The sequence below is a fragment of the Aquiluna sp. genome (assembly GCF_965064355.1).
In genome coordinates, this window is record NZ_CBCHRQ010000008.1 from 1 (window position 1) to 15,448 (window position 15,448).

At 52.4% G+C, this 15,448-nt stretch carries 14 protein-coding genes; 2 read left to right on the top strand and 12 right to left on the bottom strand.

The window, feature by feature from the left end; translation table 11 throughout:
* The 7 genes from AC128V_RS01575 to lepA form a co-directional block, all read right to left on the bottom strand.
* Nucleotides 1-735 (bottom strand): PhoH family protein (locus tag AC128V_RS01575; RefSeq protein ID WP_482762929.1); only part of this gene is annotated, 735 nt, incomplete at its 3' end.
* A complete protein-coding gene (locus AC128V_RS01580; RefSeq protein ID WP_482762930.1) occupies nucleotides 735-1,049 on the bottom strand; it encodes an HIT family protein in 315 nt (104 codons plus the stop codon). The genes AC128V_RS01580 and AC128V_RS01575, both read right to left, overlap by 1 nt.
* Nucleotides 1,050-1,076: 27 nt before the next feature.
* Nucleotides 1,077-1,766: an RsmE family RNA methyltransferase gene (locus tag AC128V_RS01585; protein WP_482762931.1), complete on the bottom strand. Its 690-nt coding sequence runs from the start codon at nucleotides 1,764-1,766 to the stop codon at nucleotides 1,077-1,079.
* Entirely contained in the window at nucleotides 1,766-2,818 is a 1,053-nt protein-coding gene (gene dnaJ / locus AC128V_RS01590; RefSeq protein WP_482762932.1) for a molecular chaperone DnaJ, read from the bottom strand. Before dnaJ ends, AC128V_RS01585 begins: the two co-directional genes overlap by 1 nt.
* Nucleotides 2,815-3,837 carry a heat-inducible transcriptional repressor HrcA gene (hrcA, locus tag AC128V_RS01595; RefSeq protein WP_482762933.1) on the bottom strand — a complete coding sequence of 341 codons (1,023 nt, stop codon included), beginning with the start codon at nucleotides 3,835-3,837 and terminating at the stop codon, nucleotides 2,815-2,817. The genes dnaJ and hrcA overlap by 4 nt, the downstream gene beginning before the upstream one ends.
* A 33-nt stretch (nucleotides 3,838-3,870) precedes the next feature.
* Nucleotides 3,871-5,082, bottom strand: coding sequence for a radical SAM family heme chaperone HemW (gene hemW, locus AC128V_RS01600; RefSeq protein ID WP_482762934.1), 1,212 nt, complete (start codon nucleotides 5,080-5,082; stop codon nucleotides 3,871-3,873).
* Complete coding sequence (gene lepA, locus AC128V_RS01605) at nucleotides 5,083-6,936, bottom strand: translation elongation factor 4 (protein ID WP_482762935.1); 1,854 nt, start codon at nucleotides 6,934-6,936, stop codon at nucleotides 5,083-5,085.
* A 134-nt stretch (nucleotides 6,937-7,070) separates the two neighbouring features.
* Here lepA and rpsT point away from each other — a divergent pair, with 134 nt between their 5' ends.
* Nucleotides 7,071-7,331: a 30S ribosomal protein S20 gene (rpsT, locus tag AC128V_RS01610; RefSeq protein WP_482762936.1), complete on the top strand. Its 261-nt coding sequence runs from the start codon at nucleotides 7,071-7,073 to the stop codon at nucleotides 7,329-7,331.
* Nucleotides 7,332-7,368: 37 nt separating this feature from the next.
* Here rpsT and holA read toward each other — a convergent pair whose 3' ends face one another.
* The 5 genes from holA to AC128V_RS01635 form a co-directional block, all read right to left on the bottom strand.
* The gene (gene holA, locus AC128V_RS01615) at nucleotides 7,369-8,322 is read right to left on the bottom strand and encodes a DNA polymerase III subunit delta (protein WP_482762937.1); all 954 of its coding nucleotides are present in this window, start codon (nucleotides 8,320-8,322) and stop codon (nucleotides 7,369-7,371) included.
* On the bottom strand, nucleotides 8,319-10,175 hold the full coding sequence (locus tag AC128V_RS01620) for a ComEC/Rec2 family competence protein (protein ID WP_482762938.1): 1,857 nt from the start codon (nucleotides 10,173-10,175) through the stop codon (nucleotides 8,319-8,321). The genes holA and AC128V_RS01620 overlap by 4 nt, the downstream gene beginning before the upstream one ends.
* Nucleotides 10,172-10,753: a helix-hairpin-helix domain-containing protein gene (locus AC128V_RS01625; protein WP_482762939.1), complete on the bottom strand. Its 582-nt coding sequence runs from the start codon at nucleotides 10,751-10,753 to the stop codon at nucleotides 10,172-10,174. Before AC128V_RS01625 ends, AC128V_RS01620 begins: the two co-directional genes overlap by 4 nt.
* A 64-nt stretch (nucleotides 10,754-10,817) precedes the next feature.
* Nucleotides 10,818-13,283 (bottom strand): leucine--tRNA ligase, encoded by a 2,466-nt coding sequence (gene leuS, locus AC128V_RS01630; RefSeq protein WP_482762940.1) that lies wholly within the window; start codon nucleotides 13,281-13,283, stop codon nucleotides 10,818-10,820.
* A gap of 30 nt (nucleotides 13,284-13,313) precedes the next feature.
* Nucleotides 13,314-14,459, bottom strand: a complete 1,146-nt coding sequence (locus AC128V_RS01635) for an anthranilate synthase component I family protein (RefSeq protein ID WP_482762941.1) — start codon at nucleotides 14,457-14,459, stop codon at nucleotides 13,314-13,316.
* 68 nt (nucleotides 14,460-14,527) lie between these two features.
* Here AC128V_RS01635 and AC128V_RS01640 point away from each other — a divergent pair, with 68 nt between their 5' ends.
* Nucleotides 14,528-15,397, top strand: a complete 870-nt coding sequence (locus tag AC128V_RS01640; protein WP_482762942.1) for an aminotransferase class IV — start codon at nucleotides 14,528-14,530, stop codon at nucleotides 15,395-15,397.
* The last annotated feature ends 51 nt before the right edge of the window (nucleotides 15,398-15,448 follow it).

Genomic DNA, 15,448 nt, shown 5'->3' on the forward strand with positions numbered 1-15,448 from the left:
GAACATCTTCATCTGCTCCGCGGTGGTGTTTTGCGCCTCATCCAAAATAATGAATGAGTCGTTTAGCGTCCTGCCGCGCATGTAGGCAAGCGGTGCGACTTCAATAACACCGGCCTCAATCAAGCGATGAGTTGCCTCCGGTTCAAGCATTTCCTGCAGCGCGTCGAAGAGCGGGCGAAGGTAAGGGTCAATCTTGTCGCTCAGGGTCCCAGGCAAGAATCCAAGTCGCTCTCCGGCCTCGACCGCTGGCCTAGTCAGAATGATTCTGCTCACTTGGCGACTGTAAAGAGCTACCACTGCTTTTGCCACGGCCAAGTAGGTCTTGCCGGTTCCGGCGGGTCCAATTCCAAAGGTGATGGTGTTTTGATCAATTGCTTCGAGATACTGCTTTTGACCAAGCGTCTTTGCTCGGACAGTTTTCCCTGGCGTGCTGATGCCTCCGGTGCCAAGAACCTTGGATGGGATCTCCTCGGGATTCTGCTCGATGATTCTTGCACTTTCAATCACTGATCTCTCATCCGGAGCAACGCCCTGGGCAACCAGGTCGGCAAGCTCCAAAAGGGTGCGCTCCGCCGAAATCAGCTGCTCTTCGGAACCTTCAAGCATGTATGAAGTGCCGCGGTTTTGAATCTTGAGACCCGGGAACTCTTGCTCTAGCTTTTTGGCAATTTTGTCCTGCGGACCAAGCAGGTCGATAGCCGAAACCTTTGTTATCTCAAGTGTTTTTTGCGGCACTAGTTCGCCTGATTGCTTAGTACGTGCGCATGGGTGTGGAACACCGATTGACCCTCGCGGCTGCCGGTGTTGAACTGCAAGCGGAACTGACCATCGGTCTTGGTTTTCGCGACCTCGCGAATCAGTTCAAATAGCCCAAGTAAAACCTGTGAATCTTCGAGTTCAGAAATGTTTGTTGTGTGGGTTTTGGGCACCACTAATACATGAACTTTGGCCTGCGGGTTGATGTCCAAAAACGCAACGGCGTGATCGTTTTGAGCCACGAATTCAGTGCCAAATTCGCCACTAACCATCTTGCAAAAAATACAGTCCAACGAATCCTCCAATCCCAATACTAAGTCTCAGGACCAAAGCCCTGAAGCGAATTGCAAAGCCGCCATTGCGGCTGCTCCAGCACTTGAGGTTCGAAGCACGCTAGTGCCAAGCCGAACCCGCTGAAAACCTTTTTCCTCAAGTAGTTGAAATTCGGAATCTGAGATACCGCCCTCTGGACCGACCACCAAGGTCACATCCTCTGACAGCGGCATAAAGTCGGTCAGCGATTTGGTGGCCTTGGGATCCAAAACCAATGCAGTTCCGACAGCACTGAGTTGCTTGCTGGTAGCAATTGGCTTCACCTCACAAAGGAATGCCTGCTGGGATTGTTTCATCGCCTCGATGGCAATTTGCTGCCACCTAGTTTGGTTCTTTGCCTCTTTGCCATCCCAACGAACTATTGAACGATCTGAACTCCAGGGCGTCACGCTACTAAGTCCCAGCTCAACGCAGGTTTGCATGGCCAGCTCATCGCGATCGGCCTTGGCAAGAGCTTGCACCAAGTGAAACCGCGGGGTGCGCTGGTTGGTTTGCTGTAACTCTGAAATCTCGTAGCCGGTCTCTGAGGTCATCGAAGCTGTGGCGACCAAGCCCAGCCCGTTAGTGATTGAAACCTGCTCCCCCACTCTTAGCCGAAGCGACTTCGCGTGACTAGCTTCGCTTGCAGGCAAAACATTGCTTTGAGAGGAAAGTCCTGGGTCGTAAAGCCAATGCACTAGAAGCGACCCTTTGCTCTTCTGGAACCTAATCTGGGAACATCTTCTCGGTGAAGTTCGCGAAGCTTTTTGAAGATGTCCTTGCCCCTGCCATCAAGACGAGTTGGAGTAAGCACCTTCAACTCAAGACGAAGGTCGCCTCTGCCCTTGCCTCGAATGCGAGAAGCTCCGAGCCCCTTGAGGGTAATGACATCACCGTGCTGAGCGCCCGGTTTGGACTCAACCTTCACTTCGCCGTCTAGTGATTCGATCTGAACTTCAAAACCAAGGGCTGCGTCAGCCACCGGCACTTCTAGCTGAGCAACTAAATCGTCTCCATCGCGACCGAAAATTGCGTGTGGCCGAACAGAAACCTCGAGGTAGATATCTCCCGCTGGACCTCCGGCAAATCCAACTTCGCCCTGCCCAGAAAGGTGAAGCCGCATGCCATCGGCAACGCCGGCCGGAATGTCCAAGGTCAAGTCGCGCTTTGAGCGCACTCTGCCCTGACCTCGGCAGGTGATGCAAGGGTCAGGAATCACTTCACCGGTGCCGCGGCAAGAACCGCAGGGCGAGGTGGTAACCATCACGCCCATAAATGACTGCACCTGGCGCTGAATCTGTCCCGACCCGCGGCAAATATCGCAGATCCGAACACTGGTGCCGGGCTTGCAGCAGCTGCCCTGGCAGGTGTCGCAAAGAATTGCGGTGTCGATGGTTAGGGTTTTCTCCGCACCGAAAACGGCTTCGCCTAGATCTAGGTCAACCCGAAGCAGCGCATCTTGACCACGTTGGGATCGAGACTGTGGACCACGAGATGATCCACCGCCAAAGAATGATTCAAAGATGTCGCCGAGACCAAATCCGCCATCACCACCACGGTCATACCCAGCACGCTGCTGGGGGTCAGTCAGGACCTCATAGGCATGGGTGACCAACTTGAATCGCTCAGCTGCCTGCGGGTCTGGGTTGATATCCGGGTGCAACTCACGCGCCAATTTGCGATAGGCCTTCTTTATCTCGTCCTCACTTGCGGTCCGAGAGACGCCTAACACCTCGTAGTGGTCGCTCAAGCGTTTGCCTCCAAAGTCTTTGTCAGATACCTTGCAACCGCACGGACCGAAGCAATGTTTCCGGAATAGTCCATTCGGGTAGGTCCTAGCACTCCGAGTTTTGCCACCTCGGTGCCACGGTTTTCGTACCCGGTGACCATAATTGCTGCGCTCTTTAGTCCCTCAACCCCAATTTCAGAACCAATTCTGAGGCCGACACCGTGCTGATCACTGTGGAGTTCATCCAAGAGCTTGAGAAGAACAACCTGCTCTTCGATCGCTTCGAGAACCGAAGAAAGATCCCCGGAGAAATCCTGCTCTTGCTTTGCAAGATTGGCAGCTCCGGAAATGGTGAGTTTTTCCTGTCGGTTGGCATCTACCAAAGACTGCAGCGACTGAATCACCTGCAGTACAACTGCCCTCCGACCAGGTGCAAATTCCGAGTCCAGCGATGTCAGCTTGCCTTTGACATCCGCCAGCGCTGACCCAGAAAGCATTCCGTTGAGGCGGCCGCGGAGTTCTTGAATCAGATCTTCCTGCATTGAGCTGGACTCAATCTGCAGCTGTTGGACTCGACCAGAGTCCGTGATTAACATCAACAAAAGTCTGCTTGTGCCGATCGGTATCAACTCAATGTGTCTCACGGTCGACTTGCCAAGTGATGGGTACTGCACCATCGCTAGTGAGTTAGTCAGAAGTGCCAGCTGTCTAGCGCTTCGCTCGACAATCTCATCCAGGTCGTTTGCCCCGCCAAGAAAGCCCTCTATGGCAGCTTTTTCTCCAGTTGATAGCCGTTTTAGGTCAGCGAGCTTGTCAACAAAAAGGCGATAGCCCTTCTCGGTAGGGATCCTGCCGGCGCTGGTGTGAGGGGCAACAATTAGCTCCTCCTCCTCCAAAAGCGCCATGTCATTTCTAATTGTCGCGGCCGAGACGCCCAGTGGGTGTCGATCAAGTAGCGACTTTGAGCCAACCGGCTGTGAAGAGAAGATGAAGTCCTGCACGATTGCGCGCAGCACCTCTAGAGAGCGTTCTGGAATCATTGGCACTCACCTTCCTCGAGTGCCAATTCTAGGTCAAGCCTGGGATTTTGATAGAAAATCCAGCACCAGTCCATCGACCAATAAGCGCCCCGGAAGCGTTGCCTTTATTTGGTCATTCGCAGCTAATTCCAGTAGCCCGGTGGCAATCGCATTCGCGACCAACTCGGTAGGAACTCCTAGTTCTCTAAGAAGCGACCTTGGAACACCCCGGCTTGTGCGAAGCATGAGCAAGAGCTGCTCTTCGAGTTGAGTTCTTTTATCCAGGTACTCAAAGCCCGCGACAGGACTGCCTTTTTCAAGCGCAGCTGTGTAGGTCGAAGGATGTTTTTGGTTCCAGAATCTAGCCCCCGAGATGTGTCCGTGAGCTCCTGGACCATAGCCCCACCAGTCTTGAGATTGCCAGTAGGCCTGGTTGTGAAGTGATGGATTACCCCAGTTGGAAACCTCGTAGTTTTTTAGCCCGGCGTTACCCAGTAGCTCCTCTGTCAGCAGATACTTATCCGCATTTAAGTCTTCATCAACCTCTGCTAGCTCTCCACGCGCAATCCTGCGGGCAATCGCAGTTCCTTCTTCGATGATTAGCGAGTAGGCGGAAACGTGCTCGACCCCAAGCTCAAGCGCTTGCTCCAGAGTCCGTCTCCAGCTCTCCAGCGTCTCTCCAGGCGCGCCGTAAATCAAATCGACGCTGATCCTAAGTCCAAGCTCTCGAGCTCGCTTGACCGCCGCAATCACCTTGTCTTTGCTGTGGACTCTGTCCAAAACGTCCAGCACCTGCTGATCAAATGACTGAACTCCGAGGCTGATTCGATTGACGCCGACGGTTTTGAGCTCTTCAAGCTTTAGGTGATCTAGCCCTTCCGGGTTTGCTTCCAGTGTGATCTCAATCTCATCGATGAACCCGAAATTTGCCTTCAGCGATTCAAGGATCTCTGAAATCTGACTTGCCTCGAACATCGATGGCGTTCCGCCCCCAAAGAAGACGGTCGTCAGTTTTCTATCCGGAATACCCCAGTTAGAAAGCAGTTGCTTACTGAGGTTCACCTCTTGAATTAGCGGGATGTGGAACTCGGCTTGCGAAACACCGCGCAACTCTTTGGAGGTGTAGGTGTTGAAATCGCAGTAACCGCAGCGGACCGCGCAGAACGGGATGTGAACATAAGCGTGGAACGTTGCGGTGCTGTTTGGTGTCAGCTTTAGCTGACTATCACTTGGCCACTTCAGACCCAAAGGCAAAGACGCAGCCAACTACTTCTTCTTGTCAGTCTTTGGCTCTTCGGTGGAAAGTGCAGAGATGAATGCCTCCTGCGGCACTTCAACGCGACCGACCATCTTCATGCGCTTCTTTCCCTCTTTTTGCTTCTCGAGGAGCTTGCGCTTTCTAGAAATGTCACCGCCATAGCACTTTGCCAAAACATCCTTGCGGATAGCTCGAATGGTCTCTCTGGCAATAATGCGAGCTCCGACCGCGGCCTGAATTGGAACCTCAAACTGCTGCCTTGGGATCAGTTCGCGCAGCTTTGCAGCGATTCTGGTGCCATGGGCATAGGCCTTGTCTTTATGAACGATGGAGCTAAACGCATCTACCTTTTCGCCTTGCAAAAGAAGATCGACCTTCACAAGATCACCCTCTGCATAGCCATCCTCTTCGTAATCCAAAGATGCATAGCCCTGGGTCTTGCTCTTGAGCTGATCAAAGAAGTCGAAAACGATTTCTGCAAGTGGCAACTTATAGCGAAGTTGAACGCGATCTTCACCCAGGTACTGCATGTCAATCATGCTGCCGCGCTTAGTCTGGCAAAGCTCCATGATGGTGCCCACGTAATCCTTAGGGCTGAGGATGGTCGCCTTGACCATAGGCTCTTGCACCTCGCGAATCTTGCCCTCTGGATACTCAGATGGGTTAGTCACGATGTGCTGGCTACCATCATCGACAGTTACCTTGTAAACCACTGATGGCGAGGTGGCGATCAGGGACAGATTGAACTCGCGCTCTAGGCGCTCAGTGATGATCTCGAGGTGTAGCAGTCCTAAGAATCCGCAGCGGAATCCAAAACCTAGGGCAGCAGAGGTCTCTGGTTCATAGACCAAAGATGCATCCGAAAGTCTGAGCTTGTCCAAAGCCTCACGCAGGTTCGGGTAATCACTGCCGTCGATTGGGTAGATACCGGAGAAAACCATTGGCTTTGGCTCTGAGTAACCCTTAAGCGCCTGGGTGGCTGGCTTTAGTTTGGTGGTAACGGTGTCACCGACCTTGGACTGACGCACATCCTTAACACCGGTGATTAGGTAACCAACCTCACCAACCGAGAGTCCCTGAGTTGATTCAGGCTCAGGGGCAATTACACCGATTTCCAAAAGCTCGTGCACCGCCTTGGTCGACATCATCTGGATCTGCTCACGAGGATGCAGGGTTCCGTCGATCATTCGCACATAGGTGACTACACCGCGGTACGAGTCGTAAACCGAGTCAAAAATCATCGCTCTGGCTGGAGCGTTGGCATCCCCGACCGGTGCTGGAACAGTTCCGACAATCTTGTCCAAAAGCTCAGCAACACCCACTCCAGTTTTACCTGAAACCCTTAGGCAGTCCTCAGGATTTCCACCGATCAGGCTCGCTAGCTCCTCGGCATACTTCTCCGGCTGGGCCGCAGGCAGGTCAATCTTGTTCAAAACCGGAATGATCTGTAGATCGTTTTCCATCGCTAGGTAGAGATTGGCAAGCGTCTGAGCCTCAATGCCCTGAGCCGCATCAACCAGCAAGACTGCACCTTCGCATGCTGCCAATGAACGTGAAACCTCGTAGGTGAAGTCAACGTGACCCGGGGTGTCGATCATGTTCATGGCGTATGTGACGCCTTCAAACTCCCAAGGCAAGCGAACGGCTTGGCTCTTGATTGTGATTCCACGCTCGCGCTCGATGTCCATGCGGTCCAAGTACTGAGCACGCATGTCTCGGTCGCTAACAATTCCTGTGAGCTGCAGCATACGGTCCGCCAGGGTGGACTTTCCGTGGTCAATATGCGCAATGATGCAGAAATTGCGGATCTGGCTCGGGGCCGTTTGAGACGGTACAAGGGCCTTTAGGGCGCGTGGCGACAAACTAACCTCTGCTTTGGGAATCTAGATGTAGGTATTCTCGCATGGTGCTTGCCCTTATTGCATCAAACTGATAGAGTTTCCCCTTGTTCTGAGGTCATTCACCTCAACAAAGTTTTCGCCTAAGAAAGTGAACCATGGCAAACATCAAGTCGAACATCAAGCGCATCGGAACCAACCGCAAGGCCGAGGCACGCAACAAGGCTGTCCGCTCAGAGCTCAAGACTGCGATTCGCGCAGTTCGTGAGGCTACTGAGGGTGGCGACAAGACCGCTGCTGCAGCGGCTCTAGTTGTAGCAACTCGCAAGATTGACAAGGCAGTTTCAAAGGGTGTTGTTCACAAGAACCAGGCTGCTAACCGCAAGAGCGCTATCAGCAAGAAGGTTTCAGCTCTCTAAAGAGTTTTATGAAAGACCGGGCTTCGGCCCGTTTTTTTTATTTCCGAGCCATAGCAAACAGCAGCTTCTCAATGGAGAAACCAGGATCCCTGCTTGCGCCCTTTACGTCGGCATCAGTTTGTGCAGCCAACTGAACCAGTTTGATCAGCTGTGACTCTTCCCAGCCGGACAGTTCTCTTCTAGCCTTTTCAAGCTGCCATGGCTGCATGCCCAGAGCACCAGGGGATGCGTTTCTGTCGTTGAAAAGCCGAGCAAGCTGCCGAATCTTCATGGTGAGCGCAGCGCTAAGGGCAACCGGGTCAATACCAGTGGTGAATCCGTGACGGAATAGTCGAATAGCTTCAGCCGCATTGCCGCTAAGGGCCGCATCAGCAATCTTGAAGGCGTTAGTTTCAACCCTGCCCTGGAATATCTGTTCGACAATCTCCAGGTTGATGGTTGTGGCACCAACGGTTGCCAATTGCGAGCATGCTCCGCCAAGTTCGCCTAAGTCTTGGTTGAATGCTGACAAAAGTGCTTTTAGGCCAGCAGTATCGATCTTCTTTCCTAAGGCTTGCAGTTCCGCTTTCACAAACTCAGCTTTTTCGGCATCCTTTTTGAGCTCCTCGCAAGAGACCACAAGCGATTTAGGACCCAGTGCGGTTTTCACTTTTCCATTGTGACCAACCGCATTTGGCAACCTAACAACTACGGTGCAGCTATCCACTGGCTCGGCCAGCAAGTGCGTCAAATCTTCCAACAAGCCTTCAGAAGCGGTCTGGATTATTACCAATCGTGGTTCTGCGAAAAGCGAGGGGGCGGCAACGGTAAAAAGTAGTCCTGGCGAATACTCCGACTCGGCGACTTCAGTCACTTCGAGATCAGGATGCTGCGCCCTGAGCTTTGCCTTGATGGAAGATATTGCACGGGTAGCCAGATAGCTTTCATTTCCAGTCACCAGAACAAGCGGAGCAGACTCTGCTTGATTCCAATAGACCGTTCTCCCGCTCACAGCGAAAGTTTACCTCCGGAGGAAGCAACCAGCCCTCCACCCTCGAGCCGGATTGATATTGGACCCTGAGAATCAGATCTCAAGACCTTTGCTCCCGTGCCAGAAACCAGCGATAGCGTCTTAGCTGAGGGATGTCCGTAGTCATTCCCCTGCCCCACGGAGAAGATTGCAACATCTGGCTGAATCAACTGATGCAACTGCTCCGACTGATCCTTGGACCCGTGATGGGCAACCTTGAGAACCAGTGGCTTCTCTCTCAGCACCCACAGTTGGGGCCAAGAATGTCTCAACAACCTTTGCTGACCCGGCTCCCCTAAATCGCCTAGCGCTAGAACGCTGAATTCCTGAAAGTCAAAAGTCATCACGACCGATGCGTCATTTGAATCCTCAGCCTCTAGGGCATTTGATGTCGGGCTTAGAACCGACCACCGCACTCCGCCAAGATCTCCCGTCATTCCTCGATGCCCAATCTGAACTGAAGCAGCTGAGCTGGCGAGCACCTCAGAGACCAAGCTAACTAGTGGTCGGTCGTCCTTAAAGCCTGAGATCAGAACCAGACCTGCAGTCCTGTTTCGCATTGCACCGGCTATCCCGCCAACGTGATCGGCATCAAAGTGTGTAAGCACCAGAAGATCAAGCCTTACGATTCCAAGGCTCTTTAGGCAATTGTCTATTGGCTGATCTTCTCGACCGACATCGATTAGTGCAATTTGTCCTTGGCTTCGAATCAGCAGTGCATCGCCCTGACCGACATCGCAATTGAGAACCTCCCAGCCTTGATGGAACGATGTCTGTCGATTTAGATCTGTGGCAACCCATGCAATGGGTATTACAAAAACGGAGACAAACATCACGCCGAGAAAACGCAGAGGTGGGTGGGTTGAGATTGCAAGCATGGTCAATCCCAAAACCAACAACACGGTAAACCACACTCCAATGGGTCCAGGAAGCATTGGCACTCGGGTAAGCGGCAGTTGACTGAGATGGTTTGCAACGACCTCAATCCACCAGGTTCCAAAAGATGCAATCAGGGATAAAAGCTTTGCTAGCGGAGGGAAAATTGCCGAGGCCAACACCGCGAGAATTCCCAAAACCGTCACTGGCGCGACAACTAACTCAACGGCCAGATTCGCAAGCACTGAATAAAGCGGAATTGAAGGTTGCAAAATTAGTTGTACCGGCAAGGTATATAACTGTGCCGCAATCGATGCCGACACTCCTATAGACAACCAAGTCCCAATTCTTGGCTCAAGTCGCTCATGCAAGCGACCGGCAAGTACCAACAGTCCTAAAGTCGCGAAAGCCGAAAGTGCGAAACCGATGTCGACCGCAAGACCTGGGTCGATTAGCAATAGCAGCAAAACTGCCCACGAGAGTGGGATCAGCGGGTGAACTTTTCTCCCAAGCCACCAACCTGCTAGCACAAAGGCCGCCATGGCTCCGGCCCTTAAAACACTGGATTCAGGACCAACTAAAACTATGTAGCAACCAACAGCTAGGTAAGAAAGAATGAACCTCCACGATCTTCCAAAGCCCAACATTGATGCTGTGAGAAAAACAGCCGCCGCAATAATCGCCAAGTTAGCTCCGCTAACCGCAACCAGGTGGGTAAGAGAAAGCTCCTTCATGTTTTCGGCTAGCGATTCGCTAATCAAGCCACGCTCTCCAATAGCAAGCCCACCGACTAAGCCCGCACTGTCTTGAGTTACACCAGAGAGATTGAAGAGAAACTTGGCGCGGAGCTCCTCAACGGTCTCAAACTTTGGAAAGCTCAACTTCAGGCTGGATTCGAGGCCTTCTTCAGCCGTAACCCACAAATAAACCCAAGTGAGTCCGGCTAGAAATGGGATCACAACGTCAAGTCTTTAGAGATCTTCGCGTATAACTTGTCGCCGATACCTGAGACATCTTTTAGCTGGGACAAATCCGAGAATGAGCCAATTGACTCGCGGTGTTCGATGATCCTTGAGGCCATCGCAGGCCCAACTCCCGGCAATGACTCAAGCTGCTGAACAGTTGCGTTGTTGAGAGAGATGAATTGCGATCCGGTTCCGCCTGAGCTGACCTGCGATTTATCCAGAACGACTATCTGCTCACCATCAGAGACCATTCGAGCCAGGTTCACACTTTGCTCAAACGCTGAAGTGGTCATGCCTCCAGCCAACGTGATGGCATCCTCGACTCTTGACCCAACATCCACCGCATAGAGTCCGGGCTTCTTCACCTCACCAGCAACGTGGACAAAAATCTGGCTGGTTACTTTGTTCGACTCTGACGCTATTTCACCGACATAACTTAGATCTAGCTTGTTGGCCTGATTCTCGGAGCTAAAGGAGCTTCCAAGTAAATAGAGAACAGCAACAGCCAAAGCTCCAACTACAACTTTTTGACTTAGCGATAAGGCCCTAAGCCAGTTCACAACTTTCTGCATGCAGCAAGAATGAAGTCAGGCTCAGTGAATCGAGCGGACTATGTCTCAAGCGGTGGAAAAGTGATTACTTGGTGGCGATGTTCACAAGTTTTGGAGCGCGAACGATCACTTGTGCGAGTTCTTTATCGCCGATTGCTCGCTTTACCGCTGCAGAGTTCAAGGCCAGTTCTCTCAATTCTTGCTCTGAGATGTTTGAGGGGACCTCAAAACGGTCGCGGAGCTTTCCATCCACCTGCGCAATGGCAACTACAGAGTCTTCAACCAATAGGGATAGGTCGGCTTCTCTAAATTGCGCGAGTGCAACACAAGGCTGGTGGCCAAGCAGTGACCACATGTCTTCGGACGCGTATGGTGCAAATAGTGACAGTGCCTTGGCTAGTTCTTCTGCGCCTTCACGGACCGCTGGGTCCTTGGGTCCGCAGCCAGAGTCAATCGCCTTTCGAAGCGCGTTGGTTAGCTCCATGGCCTTGGCGACACCGACGTTGAATTTGAAAGACTCGATAGCTTCTTTGAATCCAGCTAGGAATGTGTGGGTTGCTTTGCGCACCGTTGCATCGCCAGTGGTGACATCTATTCCGGCAGCGGAATCTACATCCTGGGCAATTCTCCAGGCACGTGCAAGGAACTTAGAGCTTGCGCCAGGCGATACGTCAGCCCAGTCAATGTCGTCCTCTGGTGGACCAGCGAACGCCATAGTGAGGCGAATTGCGTCAACACCATGCTCGTCTAGCTGCTCAGAAAGCCTTACAAGGTTTCCGCGCGACTTGCTCATGGCTGAACCGTTCATCAAGACCATGCCCTGGTTGAGCAGTCTGGTGAACGGTTCCTCGAAATCGATCAGGCCGATATCGTGCAGCACCTTGGTGAAAAAGCGAGCGTAAAGCAGGTGCAGGATAGCGTGGGTTACACCACCAACATATTGGTCAACAGGTGCCCAATCCTTAGCAGCTTGAGGGTCAAATGCAAACTCTTCGCTGGTTGGGTTTAGGTAGCGCAAGAAATACCAGGAGCTATCTACGAAAGTGTCCATGGTGTCAGAGTCTCGCCTTGCTGGTTTGCCACACTTAGGACAGGAAACATTGACCCAATCGCTTGCGGCACCAAGTGGTGATGTGCCCTTGGGTGATAGGTCCAATCCAGCGCTATCCGGAAGTTCGACCGGCAGCTGTTCCTTAGGAACTGGAACCTCACCGCAGGACTCGCAGTGGATGATCGGGATTGGCGTGCCCCAGTAGCGCTGACGAGAAATTAGCCAATCGCGAAGTCGGAAGTTCTTGGCCCCATTACCAACGTTGCGCTCGGCGATGATCTCGATTGCCTTAGCGATGGCATCTTTTTTGGATAGGCCATTTAGTTCACCGGAATTGATTACCACTCCGTCGCCACTTGTTGCAACGCGGGAAACCGATGGCAGTTCATCGCCGGTATCGATCACGTCGATAACCGGCAGGTCTAGAGCATTGGCAAATGCCATGTCTCGATCATCGTGTGCCGGAACCGCCATGATGGCTCCGGTTCCGTAATCTGCCAGCACATAGTCCGATGCCCAAATCGGAATTCGAGCACCGCTGAGTGGATTGATCGCGTAGCGGTCCAAGAAGACTCCGGTCTTCTCGCGATCGGTGGCCAAACGCTCGATGTCATTGGACTGCTTGACGTTATCCAGGTATGCCTGGAACTGCATCCGGGTGGAGGGCTCTGCCATCGAAGCCAGCTCGGCAGCCAAATTACTATCTACGGCGACAACCATAAAGGTTGCACCGTAAAGGGTGTCTGGACGGGTGGTGAAGACGCTTAGTCGCTCTGCGCGACCTTCGATTTCAAAGTCGACATTGGCACCCTGAGATCTTCCGATCCAGTTGCGCTGCATGGTTAGCACCTTGGCGGGCCAGTTGCCCTCGAGAGTGTCGAGGTCATCCAATAGGCGATCGGCGTACTCGGTTACCTTGAAGTACCACTGGGTAAGGGCCTTCTTGGTTACTTGCGAATCACAACGCTCACAAAGCCCCTGCACAACCTGTTCATTTGCCAATACCGTTTGGCAACTTGGACACCAGTTCACGTTGGAGTTTTTACGATAGGCAAGCCCACGCTTATAGAACTCAAGGAAAAGCCACTGGTTCCAGCGGTAGTAAAGCGGATCGCAGGTTTGTAGCACTCGATCCCAGTCGAAGCTGGATGCGTAGCGACGCATCGAAGATTTTTGCTGATCGATGTTTTCGTAGGTCCACTTGCGAGGATCTAGGCCACGCTTGATTGCTGCGTTCTCGGCAGGAAGTCCAAAGGCATCCCAGCCAATTGGGTGCATGACGTTAAAGCCCTTTTGCGACCAGTAGCGAGCAACGACATCGCCCAGCGCATAAGCCTCAGCGTGACCCATGTGAAGGTCGCCAGATGGGTATGGGAACATGTCAAGTACGTACTTCTTTGGACGCGCATCCCCTGGGCGGGCAGAGTTGAATGGCTTTAGCTCATCCCAAACTGGAAGCCACTTATCTTGAATGGCGTGGAAGTTGTACTCAGTGCTCAATGAAAACCTCAAAACATCTAGGGTAAAAGGTTACCAACGCACGGCGGCAGAAAGGGCACTAACCAGTGCTTGAGCCTTGATTTGTATCTCCTGGTGTTCGGCCTCTGGCTCTGAACCGGAGGTTATCCCGCCACCGATACCTATGGTGACCATTCCGGACTCAAACACCGCGGTTCTGATAACCATGCCCAAATCCAAGTTGCCATTGCCACCAACCCAGCCAAGAGCGCCCGAGTATGCCCCGCGCTTTGATTCCTCTAAGTCCGAGATGATCTGTATTGCCCGACGCTTTGGCGCGCCGGTCATGGAGCCACCTGGGAAAAGGGCAGCTATTGCCTGAGAGGTGCTGACGCCCTCGCGAAGCTTCCCGCTGACATCGGAGACCAGCTGGTGAACTGTGGAATAGCTTTTTACCTTTAGTAGATCGCTCACCAAAATCGACTCTGGGGTGCATATAACCGATAGATCGTTGCGCACTAGATCAACGATCATGAGATTCTCGGCGCGCTCTTTTTCGTTCTCGCTGAGTTCGGCGGCTAGTTGTGCATCTAGCTCTTGATCTTCAGATCTTGGCCTGGTTCCTTTAATCGGACTGGAGATCGCGATCTTCGAGTCGATTGTTAAAAAACGCTCTGGCGAGATGCTGACGAAAGATTTGCCACCAATCCGAATAAAGGATGCGTAGGGAGCTGGGTTTTGCCTGCGCAGCCTCAGGAAATAAGACAGCTCATCACCTAGGTATTCACCAACCAACCGGGTGGTTAGGCAGAGTTGATAAACATCTCCCCTGGCGATGTGTTCCTTGGCGATTTCTATCTTTTGCTGATACTTAGCTTTACTGTCTTCGCAAATCAACTCTGTGCTGGTGGCGGCCTGGTTGTGAAGTGCATAACTTGCAGAATCGCCACCGATTAGGGCAAGACGTAACAGCGCGGCATGGTGCCACTGGTCAAAGTCGGCCCTGCTTTCAAAACGGCCAATAAAGTACAACCGCTTCTTGGTGTGGTCGTAGACAAATGCTCGGTCAACCTTGAGCCAATTCCCCGCACCAGAAAACTCTTCGGTGTCCGAATAGTGCATGACTCCGACCAGCATTGGCCTGAACGGGAAGGGAAGTTCGAGATCTTCAAAACTCTCGTCCAAATCAATTTCTTGGCTGGGATACCCAATGCCCATTATCGAAAATGGCGAGTTTGGGTGATGCTGCCTATCCAGCCAGAAAGCATTTGGTTGGTTGGCAAAGATTGAGCAAAAAATATCTTGAGCTGAGGTCCAAGATTGCAAAGATTCGCAATACAGCGGCATTGGACCTCCTTCAGGCACCTAATCTAGTTCAGATGAGCGTAGCTGGAGATTTCTACCAATACCGCGACAAGGAGCTTTGTCGCGTTGATGCCACACTCAGTGAATCCCTAACCGTTGCAGACAGCTTTCTAGTCCGAAACGGAAGAGTAAGGGCTCTGGATCAGCACTTCGCACGCTTTCAGTCCTCAATAGTCGACGATCAAACCCAGGGCGAACTAGAACCTTTCTTTGAATCGCTAAAGCTGCTTATTCCAACCGAGGGTGACTGGTTTCCGAGAATGGAATATCGCGACCAGCTCCCAGCCGGAGAGCGTTTGGTGTTTCGTCTCAGGGAGTCCCCGGAGCGAACTGAATCGCTAAGTCTTTGGAGCAGTGATGAGCCGGATCCAAGAAAGCAGTTCCAAATCAAAGGTCCCGATCTTTCAATCTGCCAGCAAATCAGACGCCGGGCAAACCTTAGTGGGGCCGATGAGGCGGTATTGCTCAGTGAATCTGGACATGTCGCCGACGGTGCGCTGAGCTCAATTGTTTGGTGGCGAGACGATGTGCTTTATGGACCAGATGATTCGACCAATTGGCTGCCCTCGATTACTCGAAACTTGGTTTTTGAACTAGCGAATCAAGCCGGCTATGAAACCGGGACTGAGCGAGCAACCCCGCAGGAGCTTTTGGACTGCGAGGTTTGGAGTCTTAGTTCGCTGCAGGGAATTCGCTATGTCACCGCCTGGGATGGCGTGCAGCTTGCTCCGCCGAGATTTGCCGGTTCTTTTGTGAAGCGACTAGATCTTTTGGCTCAACCAATCAGCTGAGTTGCAATGGTTATGACAGGATTCTTGCTATCAAAATGCGATTCGAAGGTT

What these genes read in the sequence shown, in the direction of transcription:
- hrcA (WP_482762933.1), bottom strand. Translation starts at nt 3,837, where the DNA reads ATGATTCCAGAACGCTCTCTAGAGGTGCTGCGCGCAATCGTGCAGGAC.
- rpsT (WP_482762936.1), top strand. Translation starts at nt 7,071, where the DNA reads ATGGCAAACATCAAGTCGAACATCAAGCGCATCGGAACCAACCGCAAG.
- AC128V_RS01635 (WP_482762941.1), bottom strand. Translation starts at nt 14,459, where the DNA reads ATGGGCATTGGGTATCCCAGCCAAGAAATTGATTTGGACGAGAGTTTT.
- AC128V_RS01625 (WP_482762939.1), bottom strand. Translation starts at nt 10,753, where the DNA reads ATGCAGAAAGTTGTGAACTGGCTTAGGGCCTTATCGCTAAGTCAAAAA.